Source organism: Marinomonas fungiae (assembly GCF_001418205.1).
Classification (GTDB): Bacteria; Pseudomonadota; Gammaproteobacteria; order Pseudomonadales; family Marinomonadaceae; genus Marinomonas; species Marinomonas fungiae.
This window is the reverse complement of sequence record NZ_LIQF01000003.1, coordinates 210,489-226,534: the sequence shown is the minus strand read 5'-3', so window position 1 is coordinate 226,534 and position 16,046 is coordinate 210,489. Positions and strand designations below refer to the sequence as shown.

General features: G+C 44.8%; 15 protein-coding genes. 8 read left to right on the top strand and 7 right to left on the bottom strand.

From position 1 onward, the window contains the following. Positions 1 to 127 precede the first annotated feature (127 nt). Positions 128 to 2,041: an FAD-dependent monooxygenase gene (locus ASC49_RS06060; protein WP_055462333.1), complete on the bottom strand. Its 1,914-nt coding sequence runs from the start codon at positions 2,039 to 2,041 to the stop codon at positions 128 to 130. A 96-nt stretch (positions 2,042 to 2,137) separates the two neighbouring features. Here ASC49_RS06060 and ASC49_RS06055 point away from each other — a divergent pair, with 96 nt between their 5' ends. Beyond that, positions 2,138 to 3,061 (top strand): LysR family transcriptional regulator, encoded by a 924-nt coding sequence (locus tag ASC49_RS06055; RefSeq protein ID WP_055462332.1) that lies wholly within the window; start codon positions 2,138 to 2,140, stop codon positions 3,059 to 3,061. Here ASC49_RS06055 and ASC49_RS06050 read toward each other — a convergent pair. Together ASC49_RS06050 and ASC49_RS06045 are read right to left on the bottom strand one after the other, a co-directional pair. Then, positions 3,058 to 3,894, bottom strand: a complete 837-nt coding sequence (locus ASC49_RS06050; RefSeq protein ID WP_055462331.1) for an inositol monophosphatase family protein — start codon at positions 3,892 to 3,894, stop codon at positions 3,058 to 3,060. The genes ASC49_RS06055 and ASC49_RS06050 overlap by 4 nt on opposite strands. 116 nt (positions 3,895 to 4,010) lie before the next feature. After that, positions 4,011 to 4,328, bottom strand: a complete 318-nt coding sequence (locus tag ASC49_RS06045) for a DMT family transporter (protein WP_055462330.1) — start codon at positions 4,326 to 4,328, stop codon at positions 4,011 to 4,013. Between the two features lie 98 nt (positions 4,329 to 4,426). Between ASC49_RS06045 and ASC49_RS06040 the strand changes: the two genes are divergently transcribed. The 6 genes from ASC49_RS06040 to gntR all read left to right on the top strand — a co-directional run bounded on the left by ASC49_RS06040 (position 4,427) and on the right by gntR (position 10,269). Then, positions 4,427 to 5,311: a LysR family transcriptional regulator gene (locus ASC49_RS06040; protein WP_055462329.1), complete on the top strand. Its 885-nt coding sequence runs from the start codon at positions 4,427 to 4,429 to the stop codon at positions 5,309 to 5,311. Between the two features lie 261 nt (positions 5,312 to 5,572). Continuing rightward, the gene (locus tag ASC49_RS06035; protein WP_055462328.1) at positions 5,573 to 6,589 is read left to right on the top strand and encodes a TRAP transporter substrate-binding protein; all 1,017 of its coding nucleotides are present in this window, start codon (positions 5,573 to 5,575) and stop codon (positions 6,587 to 6,589) included. 94 nt (positions 6,590 to 6,683) lie between these two features. Next, on the top strand, positions 6,684 to 7,235 hold the full coding sequence (locus ASC49_RS06030; protein ID WP_055462327.1) for a TRAP transporter small permease subunit: 552 nt from the start codon (positions 6,684 to 6,686) through the stop codon (positions 7,233 to 7,235). Position 7,236: 1 nt separating this feature from the next. Further along, entirely contained in the window at positions 7,237 to 8,553 is a 1,317-nt protein-coding gene (locus ASC49_RS06025; protein WP_055462326.1) for a TRAP transporter large permease, read from the top strand. Between the two features lie 71 nt (positions 8,554 to 8,624). Then, positions 8,625 to 9,119, top strand: coding sequence for a gluconokinase (locus ASC49_RS06020; protein WP_055462325.1), 495 nt, complete (start codon positions 8,625 to 8,627; stop codon positions 9,117 to 9,119). A gap of 145 nt (positions 9,120 to 9,264) precedes the next feature. Further along, positions 9,265 to 10,269, top strand: coding sequence for a gluconate operon transcriptional repressor GntR (gene gntR / locus ASC49_RS06015; RefSeq protein ID WP_055462324.1), 1,005 nt, complete (start codon positions 9,265 to 9,267; stop codon positions 10,267 to 10,269). A 22-nt stretch (positions 10,270 to 10,291) separates the two neighbouring features. Here the strand turns inward: gntR and ASC49_RS06010 are convergent, their stop codons facing one another. From ASC49_RS06010 to ASC49_RS05995, 4 genes are all read right to left on the bottom strand, one after another. Beyond that, positions 10,292 to 10,699: a GFA family protein gene (locus tag ASC49_RS06010; protein WP_055462323.1), complete on the bottom strand. Its 408-nt coding sequence runs from the start codon at positions 10,697 to 10,699 to the stop codon at positions 10,292 to 10,294. A gap of 467 nt (positions 10,700 to 11,166) precedes the next feature. Beyond that, a complete protein-coding gene (locus ASC49_RS06005) occupies positions 11,167 to 12,102 on the bottom strand; it encodes an AEC family transporter (RefSeq protein WP_055462322.1) in 936 nt (311 codons plus the stop codon). A gap of 268 nt (positions 12,103 to 12,370) precedes the next feature. After that, on the bottom strand, positions 12,371 to 13,309 hold the full coding sequence (locus tag ASC49_RS06000) for a D-2-hydroxyacid dehydrogenase family protein (protein WP_055462321.1): 939 nt from the start codon (positions 13,307 to 13,309) through the stop codon (positions 12,371 to 12,373). Positions 13,310 to 13,397: 88 nt separating this feature from the next. Then, positions 13,398 to 14,651, bottom strand: coding sequence for an HD-GYP domain-containing protein (locus tag ASC49_RS05995; protein WP_055462320.1), 1,254 nt, complete (start codon positions 14,649 to 14,651; stop codon positions 13,398 to 13,400). 274 nt (positions 14,652 to 14,925) lie between these two features. On the opposite strand from ASC49_RS05995, the gene ASC49_RS05990 reads away from it, so the two are divergent. Next, on the top strand, positions 14,926 to 16,017 hold the full coding sequence (locus ASC49_RS05990) for a response regulator (protein WP_055462319.1): 1,092 nt from the start codon (positions 14,926 to 14,928) through the stop codon (positions 16,015 to 16,017). Positions 16,018 to 16,046: the final 29 nt, after the last annotated feature.

The window sequence follows — 16,046 nt, the reverse complement described above, 5'->3', positions numbered from 1 at the left end:
TCAACATTTTGCTTAGTTCGATAAGCATACCACTTGTTTCCACATATCCCATAAAAAACAAAATTGAGGGCAAAAAAAAGCGCCAGCATTTATTAATGCTGACGCTTCGCCAAGTACAACTGGCCTATTACAGAAGTACCTTGTCAAAAAAAGTCTGCAGCCGTGTCAGATTATCTAACGGCATAATATCGGCTACGTACTGATCAGGTCGAACAACAATTATACACCCATCTTTGCGATCAATACCGCGCAACGTATAAATGTCTTTCGTTTGATCTGCACTCAAGGCAAACAACTTCTCATAGTCGCGAAGACCAAGCTTCCCTTTAAGAGGTTGTAGCAATGAATGTACTTGCGTTAAATCCACATCTCGGTGTGCACACGGCAAGATTGCACGCACATCTATGATCGAATCAATATCCTCTCCAGCTCTGGTATAGCGTACGATCGGCGAAGCAGGTTCATGCACGAGATAATCACAAAGCTGATTTAGATCGGCTAAGCCGTTTGCCAGATCTTGCTCGCCAGCAAAAACAAATAAGTGCCAACGAGCATCTGCTTCTACACAATGCCCTAGCTGCATCGGTTTAGCGTCTGCGACACGTACCACTGGTGCCGAGTGGAAACGCATACCGATGGTTTCACCTTCTGCTAGGGCTTGATGTTGATCATCTAAGCCTAGCACCTCTACTTCATAACGAATGGCGGTCCCAGCAGTGAAACGGCCAAACTGTTGGAAGTAGCGTTGAAACTCTGCGGGATCAATACCATCAGGATTGGTCACAGATTTAGGTTTAGCACTAAACATCTTCGAGAACTCACGATCAAAATCGATCAATTGCTGTGCCACATGTTGACGCTCTTGTGAATAGGTCAACAACAGCTCTGGTGCAGCACGACCTGTTAAGACGTGGGCTAATTTCCAACCGAGGTTCCAAGTGTCATTCACCGACGTATTTAAGCCTTGTCCTGCTTTAGGGCTGTGGGTATGACAGGCATCCCCAGCCAAGAACACACGCGGTAATTGACCTTCTTCTGAGTCATCAAAGGCCGTCGTCAAACGCTGACCGATCTCGTAGACACTCCACCATGCCACCTGTTTCACATTCAAAGTATACGGCTGCATGATGCGATTTGCCGCTTTGATCAAGTATTCTGGGGTGATGCTGTTGCGGTCAATGCGCTCGTTTGGTGCCAATTTATCCAATTCAATATACAGACGAACCATGTACCCCCCCTCACGCGGGATAATCAGCATGTTGCCTTCATGATTGGAATGAATCGCACTTTTCAGGCGAATGTCTGGGTAGTCAGTTTCCACCAAAACATCCATCACACCCCAAGCTTGGTTGATCGAATCGCCCACCAATTCACGGCCAATTGATTGACGAACAGAGCTGCGTGCGCCGTCACAACCCACCGCATACTTCGCATGTACCACTTCATGTTCGATCATGTATTGCGAGTTATTCACCACACGCTCAAACGTTAAGGTCACGGGGTAGTCTTTGCTCTCTTGATCCACTTCAACGGAAACCAGCTTACGTGAATAGTAAGGCTCGATTTTCGCTGGATTTTGACGCATCACCTCTAGGAAATGGTCATGCACACGAGCTTGGTTAATGATCACGTGTGGGAATTCTGATAGATCATCTTCCACATCTTGGATCTTGCTACTGCGAGCAATGTGCTCACCGTTGTCCGCACTGGGTTTCCAAAATGCTGTTTCGTTTACCCAGTAGGCTTCTTGCGCAATTTGGTCAGCAAAGCCATACGCTTGGAACATTTCCATGGTGCGGCAAGCAATACCATCCGCTTGTCCGACCAAGAGACGATCATCTTTGTAATCGACGATGCAAGTTTTGATATCCGCAAACTTGGACAATTGCGCCGCTAAGTTCAAGCCTGCAGGACCACAGCCCACAATCATCACATCAACGTATTCTGGCAATGGGCGCTTTAAAGGGGGCGCTACAACACGATCTTGTGGGTCTGCGAATCGAGGATCGCCAGGGAAGAAACCGTTTAGATGAAATTGCATAGTTGTATTTCCTTGTTGTTATTTTTATCCACTCTAGTTTAGATTGAATATAAATAAAAATTGCTTTTTAAACCTATAAACAAAGAATTTGCATATATGAATCCAAACCATCTCAAACAACTAGCGATCATTATTAAACAAGGTTCCATCTCAGCAGCAGCTGAGCAGCTGTTCATCACTCAACCCACCTTGACGCGCTCGATACAACAGCTAGAGCAGAAAGTCGGAGCCCCTCTTTTAAAGCGCACCCGTTATGGGGTGGTTGCCACCGAAATCGGCGAGCGTTTAGGGCAATTGGGAGAGAAAATTTTGGCGGAAGCAGAGCAAGGAAATGAGATCATCCGCCAGTGGCACAGTGGTTTTCATAACCAATTCTCTATCGGCATTGATCCACTGTGGGAATACTCCACCGTTACTCAAACGACGGAAGCCTTCTTAGCTGAGCCGCGATTTGTATTCCATCTCCGAACTGGCTCCGCTGCCACGCAAATTGAATTACTAAAGCGAGAGCAACTGGACTTTTTACTGGGACCTGCCCATGTCACGGTTGCGCAACGAGAGCTCGCTCGGGATGTACTGTTTCGTGATCGTGCAGCGGTTTTTGCCGGCGCAAAATCCCCTCTCATTGGCCTAAATAGATCAATTAAGAAGACGGAATTAGAACGTTGCAAATGGTTTATCGCAGGCGCCAGCGCAGGCTTTATGAATGCTCAAAATGATGAGTTATTAAGTAACGCAGCCAAGATTGCGTTCACGGGTGGCATTCATTCAGTTATGCATTTATTGCAAAACAGCGAAATGCTAGTGCGTCTGCCTGCTCGTCTTGCGTTAATGTCTGGTGCCGTGAAACCGGAACAAATGCTGAATATTGAAGAGGATCAATCACCCCGTCGAGACATTGCCTTGTGGTCGCTACAAGATTATAGCGAGCGTCCTGACAAACAACGAGTCAGAACACTGCTAAAAGAATTTGTCACTAACATAGATCAGCAGGCACCTTGTTTTGGACTGGATATTTAAAGTGGTTGATACCAAGAAAAGTCTTGTTGAATCTGACGTAATACATCTAGATTACGCGCCGCGATAATCATACCGGTACGTATTGAGGGACGGTATTCGGAGCCATCCTGCATGGCGACGACACCACCAGCTTCTTGGAACGCCAAAATGCCTGCTGCATGATCCCAAGAGTTAGGCTTTGGGCTGATAAAGAAATCGATACTATTGCCCAGCATCGTACGATACTCGTGACAACTACAGCGCATCGAAATAACGCGAGCATAATTTACCTGCGTCATCGCTGCTTGCTGACGCTGCGCCATATCCTTAAACAGAAACGGTGAATAAATACCCACTAATTTTTGGTCTGCAGGAGCCTGTGATAATTTGAGTCTGCGAGGTGTTTTGCCTAGCTTAACGTACCAAGCTCCCTCGCCTTTGCTGGCTTCGATCCAATCATCATTGATGACATCGTAAAGCAAACCAAAGACGGTTTCTCCTTGATAAGCTGCCGCAATCAAGACGCCAAAATTGGACACTCCGTTAGCATAATTCCAAGTGCCATCAATCGGATCAATAATAATCACCAGAGACTCACTGTCCAAACTATCTAACACTGCCTGATTGGCGGCAACCGCTTCTTCACCCACGATTAAAGCGGCTGGAATTTGCTTGCGAAAACGTTCCGTCATCGCTTTTTCCGCTGCCACATCAGCAATCGTGACCAAGTCATCAAATCCTGATTTGGTATCTATTAGGTCTTCTGATAAGGCTCTAAAACGTGGCAAGATCTCTTGCTTGCTCACCTCACGAACCGTTTCAATGATGACAAGCTTTTGTTCTGGGGACAGCAAAGCACACTCCTTGTTTCCAAAAAAATAGCAAGGTAAACAATGCAAAGTTACCTTGCTTAAGTAAAAACTATATTACAGGTCCCAAGGGAATGCCAAATTCTGTATAGAAACGAGCGCTAATGAGCCAATTTCAGCACGATCACACCTGAAAGTATCATTAAAATGCCTAAATAACGCATCAAAGAGCTCGCATCGCCAAAAAACACGACCCCAACTAAAAATGTACCTGCTGCGCCTATGCCCGTCCAGACGGCATAAGCGGTGCCCATGGGAATGCCCTTTTGTGCCAACCAAAGTAGATAACCACTCAGCACCATAAACACCACCGCCATGAGTATCCCGGGCCATTTTATCGCTGATGTTTGCGCCAACTTCATCCCTAAAGGCCAACCAATTTCCGTCAATCCCGCCAAAATTAGAAATAACCAACTCATGCTACACCTCATCTATTCAAGCCAGCTTGGACACAATTGACGCCAATACTATCGATATATAAGATGATTAAAAGTTAATAACTATCGAATAATTTCATATGCAAAACTTAGAGCACATTCGCATGTTAGTCCTCTCGGCAGACTTAGGCTCTTTTTCTGCCTGCGCCAGACACCTAGGCAAAGTTCAGTCCGCAGTCAGCCACGGCATCAGTACTCTTGAGATCGACTTGAATGTGGAGTTATTTGATCGTAGCACTCGAAAACCGGTGCTGACGCCAGCAGGTGAAAGGCTCTATCGCAGCGCCAAAGCCCTGCTGGCACAATCTGATGAATTTGAACTGATCGCCAAATCGATCAATAAGCAAGAAGAAAGCGAACTCTGTATCGTGATTGACGACGCATTGTTGATGCCAAGGGTTAATCAGTTGTTAGCACAATTTGCAAAGCGCTTCCCTTATACCCAACTTGATATTTTGAATCGTCCATCACCAGATATCGTGCCATTAGTACAACATGGTAAGGCCGAACTAGGGCTTATGTTTTCTGAGCCAGCTACCATTAAGGAAGTCGACTTTGCTTATATCGGCCATCTGCCTATGGTGCCGGTCTGTCATCCGAATCATGCTCTCGCCAACCGTAAACATATCAACGAAACCGATCTATTTCCTCACCGCCAATTGACCATTCGCGGTAGTCAAAAGACCGAACCTCCAATGTTGGTCAGCATGTCCCCTAATGTCTGGTGGTGTTCAAGTAGTTTAAACGCCTTGTCATTGATTCAGCAGAATGTCGGCTGGGGCTACCTACCGGAATATCTCGTAACAAACTCAATCGAAGCTAAGCAGCTTGTGAGACTGGATGTCACGTTCGACCACCTCACATGGCAAGTACCGATTGACTTGGTCTGGCAACGAGGTAGTGCCATCGGCCCAGGTGTCAAATGGCTGTTAAATGAGCTCAAACAGATTTTTAGTACCCTCTAACATATACTTATTGCCTGCAGCCAACTCAACTCCCCAAAACAAACATCGCTAGGGCAAAATTAACATTTTGCTAAGCCCTTCATTTCTCGAAACTTCTTAGAAAATTGACCTAAGATTTTCATGTTACCGGTAAAATATTCCACAAAACCTATTGACGCCCATTTTATGTTATCGGTAACATTGCCACCTAGTTACCGGTAACATTTCTTTGTCACCTATAACTTCATATTCCTTTAAAACAATAAATAGCGGGAAGAGACCATGAGCAAATTCGCTAAAACGCTAATCACGGCTACCGTTGCAGGCGCCCTATCTACTGTAGCATTCTCTGCAGACTACACTTTCAAGTTCCAATCATCTGACCCATCAGGTGATAAAAACTTCCAAATCCAAAAAGAATGGACTGAACGCGTTGAGCGTATGTCGGGTGGTCGTATCAAGATCAACCTATTGCCAGTAGGCAGTGTTTTCAAACACACGGAAACACTTGATGGCATCAAGATGGGGATTCTTGATGGCCAAATCACCGCTACAGAATTCTTCTCAGGCAAGGACGCTGCATTTGGCTTGATTGGTAACACAGTAGGAGCTTGGTCAGATACCACTCAATTACTTCAATACATCAACTACGGTGGCGGTTACGAACTAATGAACGAACTTTACGCACCTTACGGCGTGAAATTCATCGGCGGTTCTACAACAGGCGTAGAGTCATTCGTATCACGCGTCCCTCTGGATGGTGTTGAAGATCTGAAGGGCTTAAAACTACGTGCACCAGAAGGCTTGGTACAGCGCGTTTTCGCAGCAGCAGGTGCGGCACCGGTTAACCTACCAGGTTCTGAAGTATTCACAGGTTTGAGCAAAGGCGTTATCGATGCAGCTGATTACACGGTGTTCTCTACGAACCAAAAAGCGGGCATGAACGACATCGCAACACATCCAGTACAACCTGGATTCCACTCACTTCCTTTGATCGACGTATCAATGAGTATGAAAAAGTGGGAAAAACTGCCTGAAGATCTGCAAGAAATCATGACCACTTCAGTGCGTGACTTTGCCAATGACATCACAACACAACTGCGTATCGCTGATCAAAAAGCCGTGAAAGTGGCACAGCAAGACCCAAACATCACGATTCATGATTGGTCTGCAGAAGAGCGTAAAAAATTCCGTGAAATCGCTCGCACACAATGGGCGGAGTTTGCCAAGCAATCGCCGAACGCTCAAAAAGTGTATGACTCTATTACGTCATACCTAGAAGAAAACGGCCTTCTTTAATCTCTAAGAAGTCCACCGCCAAATCAAAACAGGAGCTTGCGTGCTTGTAGTTGAACAAGCTCACTGGCTCCTGTTTTAAACTGGATCCTACCCCATGAATAAAGACACCCCTATTCCACACTCAGAGGATGCGGCAGAGCAACCTCGCAATCTGCTAGACAAAGCCATTGTCCGTATCGGCAATGCTTTAAGCTTGTTATTCCTGTTCACGGTAGCCATTTCCTTTTACGAAGTAGTGATGCGTTACGTGTTCAACTCTCCCACCATTTGGGTACATGAATCCGCGTCTTTTATTGGCGGTTGTCTGTTTGTATTTGGTGGAATTTACGCCTTAGCGACCAACAAACACGTGCGCGTAGTGCTGATTTACGACGCTGTATCAGAACGCACACGTCAGTACCTTAATGTATTCCATCACATTATGGGGCTTATTTTTTCAGGCTTACTCGCCTATGCCGCTTACCAGATGACCTTAAGTGCTGTGCTAACGCCTTTTGGTGACATTCACTTTGAAACATCAGGCTCGGCGTGGAACCCAGCGTTTCCTGCCTACGTAAAAATTACTATTTTCGTCACCATGTGCGTGATGTTCGTGCAGTTCGCGCTTCACTTAATCCAAGAAGTGCTGAATCTAAGGAAGTCATAAAATGTTTGATCTATCGAGTTTAGGCATTGGCTACGGCAGCCTATTAATGCTGGTCTCCATGATCCTTCTGCTACTGACCGGTATGCAGTTGGCCATGGTGACAGGCCTAGTCGCCTTAGTGTTTGCCATTGGTTGGTTTGGCGTTGACGCTTTGCCATTGGTAACCAGTCGTCTGTACAGTTTTGTTGGCGGTTACGTTTTCCTAGCTGTCCCCATGTTCGTGCTCATGGCCGCGTTACTGGACCGCTCAGGCATTGCTCGAGATTTATTCGATGCCATGAAAGTCGTTGGCCGTAAAGTTCGTGGCGGGGTTGCCGTACAGACACTTGTCGTTGCTGTTATTCTTGCCTCCATGTCTGGGGTGATCGGTGGTGAAACCGTTCTGCTGGGCATTCTTGCCTTACCACAAATGCTGCGTCTTGGTTACAACCGCAAACTAGCAATCGGTACGACCTGTGCGGGTGGTGCGTTAGGTACCATGTTGCCACCCAGTATTGTATTGATCATCTACGGCCTCACCGCCAGTGTGTCAATCGGTGACCTATTCAAATCCGCGTTTTTGCCAGCATTGATTTTGGCTGCGGCGTACATGATTTATGTACTCGTTGTGAGCCACATGCATCCTGAATATGCGCCTTTACCAAGCAATGAAGAGCTTGCTCAAGGCAAGGAAACAAATTATTTCAAAGCGCTGTTCTTTCCTTTTTTATCGGTAGCCGTGGTGCTTGGCAGCATTTATACCGGTGTGGCATCAGTCACCGAAGCGTCTGCTCTAGGTGTAGTCGGTATCGTAATCAGCGCTTGGATTCGTGGCGAACTGAACTTTGACATGCTTAAAGAAAGTGCCAAAGCCACTATGAGCACTTGTGGCATGATCATTTGGATTGGTATCGGTGCGACGGCATTGGTTGGTGTATATAACCTAATGGGCGGTATCGACTTCGTTGAGGAAACCATCCTTGCCCTATCTGGCGGCAGTGTTATGGGTACCATCTTGATCATGATGGTCATTCTTCTGGTACTTGGCATGTTCTTGGATTGGGTGGGCGTTGCGCTACTCACCATGCCGATCTTCGTACCTATTATTACTAACCTTGGTCTAGATCCAGTGTGGTTCGGTGTTGTGTTCTGTCTAAACATGCAGGTGTCTTTCCTTTCACCGCCATTCGGTCCAGCCGCATTCTACTTAAAATCTGTGGCACCAAAAGATATCAGCCTTGGTGAGATCTTTAGCTCACTACTGCCATTTATTGGCATACAAATCGCGGTATTGGCTCTAGTAATCTTTTTCCCTGAATTGGCAATTTGGTGGAAATAAACTCCAAGTCAACAGGTACGGACAAACGGAAAACGCAAAGTGCCGTTTGGCACTTTGCAGGAGACACAAAAATGATTAGAAAAATCATTGTAATGGGCGTATCTGGATGTGGTAAATCATCCATGGGCCAAAAATTAGCGGGGCATTATGGCTACCCATTTTTCGACGGGGATGATTACCACAGTGATGCCAACGTAGAAAAAATGCGCCAAGGCATTCCTTTGACTGATGAAGATCGTTTTGGTTGGCTAGAGACGTTAAACGGTATTTTAAAAGGGAACGATACTGCAGTGGTTGCATGCTCCAGCCTCAAACCGATTTATCGTGACATCCTACGCAACGGTGTCGAAGACTTAGCCATCGTTTATCTGCAAGGGGACTTCGATACGATTTGGCAACGCCATCAAAAACGTGCGGGACATTACTTCAACGGAAAAAGCATGCTCGAAAGTCAATTCGCTACCCTAGAAGAGCCGATTGGCGAAGCAGACGTTATTGCCGTGGATATTTCCCAATCACTTGACGAGGTGTTCGCGCAAAGTGTTGCTGCGTTAGAAGCTCGTTGATCATGTGTAGCTGGCGTTTACATCAAAGTATTAAAATTTCAGCTAACTTATTCTTATCCTTTGCTTTTTTCGACATTATCACATTCGCACAGGAAGCGGCATGTGGTAATGTTACCGTTAACAATAGAAAAAAAGATCCATCATAATGAAGAAAAAGCGCCCTACTTTACAGGATGTGGCTGACCTTGTCGGAGTAACAAAAATGACCGTCAGTCGCTTTATTCGTAACCCAGAACAAGTGTCTGGTGCATTACGAGATAGCATCCAAGCGGCACTTGATGAGCTAGGTTACATCCCTAATCGTGCTCCTGACATTCTCTCGAAATCTAAAAGCCACGCCATTGGCGTCCTACTGCCCTCATTAACAAACCAAGTGTTTGCCGAGGTTATTCGCGGCATTGAAACCGTTTTGGAACCAGAAGGCTACCAAACTATGCTGGCACACTTTGGTTACAGCCCAGAATTGGAAGAGCAGCGCATCGCTACCCTACTGTCCTATAACGTTGATGCTTTGATTATCTCTGAGAGTCAACACACCCCAAAAGCACAAAAAATGCTCGAAAATGCAGGGATTCCAGTGATTGAAATTATGGATTCCACCTCGAGCAGTCCGTTACATATTATTGGGATTGATAACTGCTCTGCGGCGCGAGAGATGACTCAAACCATGATAGACCATGGCCACCGCAATATTGTCTACTTCGCTGCCCGAATGGACCAACGGACGCTGCAAAAAATTGAAGGCTATAAACAAGCCATGCAAGCGAACAACCTACATCCGATCATTAAAGAAACACATAGCGCTTCATCTTTTACCTTAGGTGCTCAGTTCTTAGATGAGGTATTAACACAACACCCAGACATTGATGGTATCTTTTGCACCAATGATGACCTAGCAATCGGTGCATTATATGCTTGTCAAAAGAAAGGCTTAAAAGTGCCCGAACAGATTGGCATTGCTGGTTTTCACGGCCATGACATTGCCCGGGCTATGGTACCCCTGCTAGCGACAGTCATTACCCCTCGAGAAGAAATGGGACGATTAGCGGCTGAAGCACTACTAAAAGGGTTGCAAGGCGCTCCCTTTCAAAAACAAGTCATTGAACTTTCTTATCAAATCGAATGTGGCGAGAGCATCAAAGCGATTTGATGCTATACCACTTGAACACCAATCAGCTTGGCATATCTGAAAAGCAAACCACGTCCTCAAAGCCGTCATCCCAATTGGCACGACTGTCACAGCAAATATGCGCTTGAGGCTTCAACGCCACCTCGCTGTCTAAACATCCTGCCGGCACAACCACAAGCTGTCCGCTGTTAACATCGGTTGGCATCATTGAGCCGCAAGTTTTGCAAAAGGAGCGTGCGAAACGTGTATCAGGTAAGTGATAGAACGACACCTCCTTTTCCCCTTTTAGCCAAGTGAGCTTGGCACCCGGCGCAAATAAGTTTGCACAATGGGCTGAACCAGAGGTTTTACGGCAGCGACTGCAGTGACATAAATAGAATTTCGCAAACGAGCCTTCTAACTGAAATGCCACGTTTCCACATAAACAGGAACCACGGTAAGTTTGATCCATTTAGCACCCCTTCTTAAAAATAAGATCGACAGAAGAAGGTAACTTTAGCGTGTTTGAAGGAAAAAGCAGAGTGACATCGACAAGAAAAATAACGGGTATAAAAAAAGGGAAGTATGCAGGGTGTTGAAGAGTCATGCATACGTCCCTTAAAGGGTGACGTTAATCGCCTTCGACAGATCAAATACACAAAAGGATGCACTTGATCTGAGATAACTTAGCAATCCCCCATTTATGAAAGCTAAGCAACCGTTTGAAGGCAATAAAGATAGATCACCATTCCATAGAGGACTTCGCATACAATATCGGGCAGAGCAAATATATGACGCGATGTCGAGATTTATGATAGGCGTTAATCATATCTAATAGCTTGCTAATTACGCCTAACATCTCTCCATTTACGACAAAACTAAGGATTTACGACATTCCATAGGAAGTTGAGTAAAAAATATCCTTTTAGATCTCGCATTTTATAGATTAAGCAAATAAAGCAATGCGCTAATGCTCACAAAGGAAAGTACTGTTGTCACCATCAAAGTACTGGCACAAAAGCTTCGTTGACCATATTCCCCACAGATAATTGGATAAATGCTGAACATTGGCATAGCGGCAAAGAGCAATACCGCGATGCGAAGTTCGTTAGGCATTTGCGGGAAAAGCTGCAAACAAGCAAATACCACCAACGGAAATACCAGCAGTTTCATACTCGCAACCAAGGCAGTTCGAACTTTGCTTCCTTGGACTGTCACACCAACCAGCGAACCCCCAATCACAATCAAGGCACAAGGCGCCGCTGCCATCGCTAAAAGGCTCAATGAGCCATCGACAAAACTCGGCAAATGAATACCAAGTAGAGATAACAACACACCAGCAAATACTGACAAAATGATCGGGTTAGTAACAATACGTTTTGCCACATTAGCAAAAACCTTTTTGCCTACCCCTGGCTCATGGTGATAAACAGACTCAATAAGAATCAAAGCGATTGGTAGAAATAAGATATTTTCAACCACTAATGACATAGCGAATGCTTGCGCTGGGGCATTGTCTAAGTATTGCAGTAAGATTGGAAAGCCAATAAAAGAACTGTTTGGCATCATCGCCCCCATGCCACTCACAGTTGACACAACCCAGCTCTCTTTCAAAAAGATACGTGTTACCGCAATCGTCAGCGCAAAGGCTATTACTCCCCCTAAGGCGTAAACTAACATATAAGAAAGATCAACCACCGCCCTTAAGTCTAAAGACGATATTTTCGTCACCATCACCGAAGGCAGCGCGAAATACAGCACGAGCCGGCTCATAGCAGGCAGAGCCTCTTTAGGCAGGAATTGAAACCGTGTACCTAAAAAGCCCAGTAGGATAAGAAAGAAGATGGGAGCAGTAATATTAAGAACAACGTCCAAAGCGGATCCTTATGATGAGGCCGATGTAGACTCATATGCTACTCCATTAATATGGCGAGTAATATAAACTGTCGCGATCAAAATTCAGTGAGAGCTATTCAAAAATACGCATGTATGATCAAAGAAAAACAAAAAATGCCCCATTCGGAGCATTTCTGTGAACTTAACCAACTCTGCATTACATGTAATACAGAGATAGATAAATAGAAAATAAATTTTACTTTTTATACCTATAAAATAACAAACGCATTTAGATCATATCAACTGATCATTCAGACACCCATTTCACTATGTTTTCAAACGCAACACTGAAATAGAGTTCATAACTGTTTTTTTCTACATAGCCAATGTGTGGTGTCGCCGTCACATTATCAAGAGTAAGTAGAGGCTCGTTTTCAAGCAACGCAGGCTCTATATCAAATACATCCACAGCCGCTTGTCGATGAGGATGATGGCGCAACGCTTCGAACAAAGCATAGGGTTCAATTAACTCGGCTCTACTGGTATTCACAAACAAAACGTCTTCTTTCATTAAGGCTAAATCTTCTGCTTTAACACAAGCTCGAGTCGCGTCATTCAGGCGAAGATGCAAACTAATTACATCAGAGTGACTGAAAAAGTTCTGCTTGCTGTCTGCTGCACGTAGCCCATCTTCAAGCGCCTTTTGGCGTGAGTTTTCACTCCCCCAAACCAGAACATGCATATCAAATGCTTTGGCATACTTGGCTATCTGTTGACCAATTTTGCCATAGCCCCAGATCCCTATTGTCAGCCCTCTAAGGGTACGACCTAAACCTAACTGACCGGAATCCTGCCACTGATCTGCACGCATGTTATTCGAGTAAGTAGGAATATGCCGTGAAGCTGACATAATCAAAGCCCAAGTCAACTCAGATGGGGCGACTGGAGAGCCAACACCTTCCAGTACTTTCACTCCATATCGTTGACATAATGCCACGTCAATATGATTGCTCACCTTACCGGTCTGACTAATGAGCTTTAGGTTTGGAAGTTTTTTAAGAAGAGACTCCGTGATCACTGTACGTTCACGTATTAATACTATCGCGTCGGCATCATGCAGCCTTCTCGCTAAGGCGTCTTCCGCATAGGTGTGATTTAAGACCACTACCTCATGCTTCGCTAACACATCGAAGCACTGAAGATCTCGCACAACATCTTGATAATCATCTAAAATTACGATTTTCATAGCACATCACCCCTCCTACTGTCTCACTCCCTTGATCCTAGCAGTTCAACAACAATAATAATACCTAGCAAGATTATGGTGCGATATTTTATCTTAGGCCAAAAAAGTAGCGATCAATCTTATGTTGTATAAGCCTATGACAGCTTACTTCATCAAGCCCTACTAGTTGATCGTAGAAGCGTCTGGCTTGCCCCTCAAATAGATCAACTAAACATGGATCAAAGTGACTTCCCCGCCCTTCTTTTATGATATTCAGGGCTTCCTGATAGCTAAACGGTTTTTTGTAAGGGCGCTCGGAGCAAAGCGCATCAAACACATCTGCAATGGCAAATATCCGTGCATTAAGTGGAATTGTCTCGCCTGACAATTGCTTCGGATAACCGGAACCATCCCACTTTTCATGATGCGAACCTATAACTGGAGCAGCAGACTCCAACCATTTAATCCCTTCCACCATTCTGACGCCCTCCTCAACATGCGTCTTCATGATCGCCATTTCATTTTCATCAAGTCGGCCTGGCTTGAGCATGATGGTATCTGAGATAGCAATTTTCCCTACATCATGGAGGTAGCTCCCAAGAATCAAGGCCTTAATCTGATCCGTATCTAAAGATACTTTTTCTGCTATCTCGACAGCCATCCATGCAACTCGATAATTATGGGCTCCGGTATCAGAGTCACGCAGAGCGATTGCCTTACCTAAAGCCAGCATCATATCAATGTTGCCCTTTAAAATTTCATTGGATTGACGAATATGCTCACGGTTGAGGTAAACAATAGTTGGATAAATGACCAATGCACACAACCAAACCGCTCCCATTGAAAGCAGAGCAACCATTAATGAATAATGTCGGATATCGGCTTTTTGCCAGTCTGGAACAACCCTGACACCTTCCACATAGCCCCAGATATCAGGATTTTGTGTTTCAATGGGAACGAAAATTCTAAGAACCCAGCCGTCATTAACTGTTTTAATGCTTTCGTAGGCTGGCTCTAAAGATTCTGGCTTATCATGGTGAGGCAATTCATCTTCAATTTTACGACCATTTTCAGTCAGAGACTCCGATAGCTTTCTCCCCTCAACATCATAGAGCTCTACGATATCAAACCAATCTAACACTAGGCTTTGTGTGACTTGTTCCGCAACCGCTGTAATGCGCTCAGGCTTAGCTTCCATTAAACCAAAATGTATAATGGTATCGCGCGTAACGTCCATAGCAAGATCAACTGATTCGCGCTCGGCATTCTCTACTGCCATAAACCAAGCAATCGCACCTGCTCCCAAACTAATAAATAATCCAGTAAAAATAATGCGCTGCAGCGCACGGCGAGCAAAGTCCATAAAAAGCCCTTTAGACAGAAATTTAACGACTATCTTCTTACAGGTTTCTTAATGAATGCTTACGCTTAAGGTTTGCTGGCGTCGTTAAGCAGATAAAGTATTCCCCTAGACTGAAACAATAAGTTAAGAGCTGATTTATTCGCACACTCCTTAACGAAAACTGTACCTAATGTAGCTAACACCTAGTTGTTGATTTGCTATAGCATAAGAAGCAATGAAGTGTGAGCATTGTGAACGACAATTCGCACTTTAGGCTGAACTTAAAGGAGCATAAATGAGCGACCAGGGCCTAAAAACTATTTTGGTAGTGGATGATGAACCTGCCAACATTACTGTTTTATCTGGTACTTTAAAGGATAAATATCGCGTAATTGTTGCTAAAAATGGCAAACAAGCGATAGAACGAATTGAAAACGTTGTCACGCCAGATCTTATTTTGCTTGATATCATGATGCCTGATATGGATGGCTACGAGCTGTGCAGCATACTAAAAGAACGCCCAGAAACTAAAGACATTCCGATAATCTTTGTTTCTGCTATGAGCGAATTCCATGATGAAGAAAAAGGCTTAGAGCTTGGCGCCATTGATTACATTAGCAAGCCGTTTTCCCCTGCTATCGTACTCACACGAGTTCGCAACATATTACAACTGCGTGATGCGCAAACACATTTAGAACAATACAACAAGGTTTTAGAAGAGAGAGTTGCTGAACGTACAAGAGAAGTTTTTGTTACCCAAAACATCACTATACATGCCTTGGCTTCCCTAGCAGAAACACGAGATAACGAAACAGGCAACCATATTCGAAGAACGCAATATTATGTTAAAACTTTAGCAACACAGCTAATGAAAAACGGCTTTCATCTTGACGAGCTGAACAGCGAAAATATTGATCTTATGTACCGCTCTGCCCCCTTACATGATATTGGCAAGGTTGGGATTCCCGATGACATTCTTTTAAAACCAGGCAAACTTGACGCGGACGAGTTTAAAATCATGATGACTCATGCTTCTCTCGGGGCACAAGCGCTGATGGCCGCGCAGGCTGCAGTCGGAAAAGACCAAACGTCTTTCTTACGCTATGCCCGCGAAATTGCTGAGTGTCACCATGAAAAGTGGGATGGTTCTGGCTACCCGCAAGGCTTAAAGGGCGAAGAGATTCCTATTTCGGGTCGAATCATGGCTTTAGCAGATGTCTACGAAGCACTCATTTCGGAACGTGTTTACAAACCATCTTTTTCTCACGACAAAGCGAAAGAAATCATTCTAGAAGGTAAAGGCAAGCACTTTGATCCCAAAGTAGTCGATGCTTTCTTGCAGACCGAGAGTCAATTTAAAACCATCGCTGCGGAATTTAAAGACTAACCAACATAAAGAAAGCAGCTTTATTGCTG

Excerpts from the sequence above, each read along its gene's own strand:
- ASC49_RS06060 (WP_055462333.1), bottom strand. The coding sequence starts at position 2,041 with ATGCAATTTCATCTAAACGGTTTCTTCCCTGGCGATCCTCGATTCGCA.
- ASC49_RS06055 (WP_055462332.1), top strand. The coding sequence starts at position 2,138 with ATGAATCCAAACCATCTCAAACAACTAGCGATCATTATTAAACAAGGT.
- ASC49_RS06045 (WP_055462330.1), bottom strand. The coding sequence starts at position 4,328 with ATGAGTTGGTTATTTCTAATTTTGGCGGGATTGACGGAAATTGGTTGG.
- ASC49_RS06040 (WP_055462329.1), top strand. The coding sequence starts at position 4,427 with ATGCAAAACTTAGAGCACATTCGCATGTTAGTCCTCTCGGCAGACTTA.
- ASC49_RS06035 (WP_055462328.1), top strand. The coding sequence starts at position 5,573 with ATGAGCAAATTCGCTAAAACGCTAATCACGGCTACCGTTGCAGGCGCC.
- ASC49_RS06030 (WP_055462327.1), top strand. The coding sequence starts at position 6,684 with ATGAATAAAGACACCCCTATTCCACACTCAGAGGATGCGGCAGAGCAA.
- ASC49_RS06025 (WP_055462326.1), top strand. The coding sequence starts at position 7,237 with ATGTTTGATCTATCGAGTTTAGGCATTGGCTACGGCAGCCTATTAATG.
- ASC49_RS06020 (WP_055462325.1), top strand. The coding sequence starts at position 8,625 with ATGATTAGAAAAATCATTGTAATGGGCGTATCTGGATGTGGTAAATCA.
- gntR (WP_055462324.1), top strand. The coding sequence starts at position 9,265 with ATGAAGAAAAAGCGCCCTACTTTACAGGATGTGGCTGACCTTGTCGGA.
- ASC49_RS06010 (WP_055462323.1), bottom strand. The coding sequence starts at position 10,699 with ATGGATCAAACTTACCGTGGTTCCTGTTTATGTGGAAACGTGGCATTT.
- ASC49_RS06000 (WP_055462321.1), bottom strand. The coding sequence starts at position 13,309 with ATGAAAATCGTAATTTTAGATGATTATCAAGATGTTGTGCGAGATCTT.
- ASC49_RS05995 (WP_055462320.1), bottom strand. The coding sequence starts at position 14,651 with ATGGACTTTGCTCGCCGTGCGCTGCAGCGCATTATTTTTACTGGATTA.
- ASC49_RS05990 (WP_055462319.1), top strand. The coding sequence starts at position 14,926 with ATGAGCGACCAGGGCCTAAAAACTATTTTGGTAGTGGATGATGAACCT.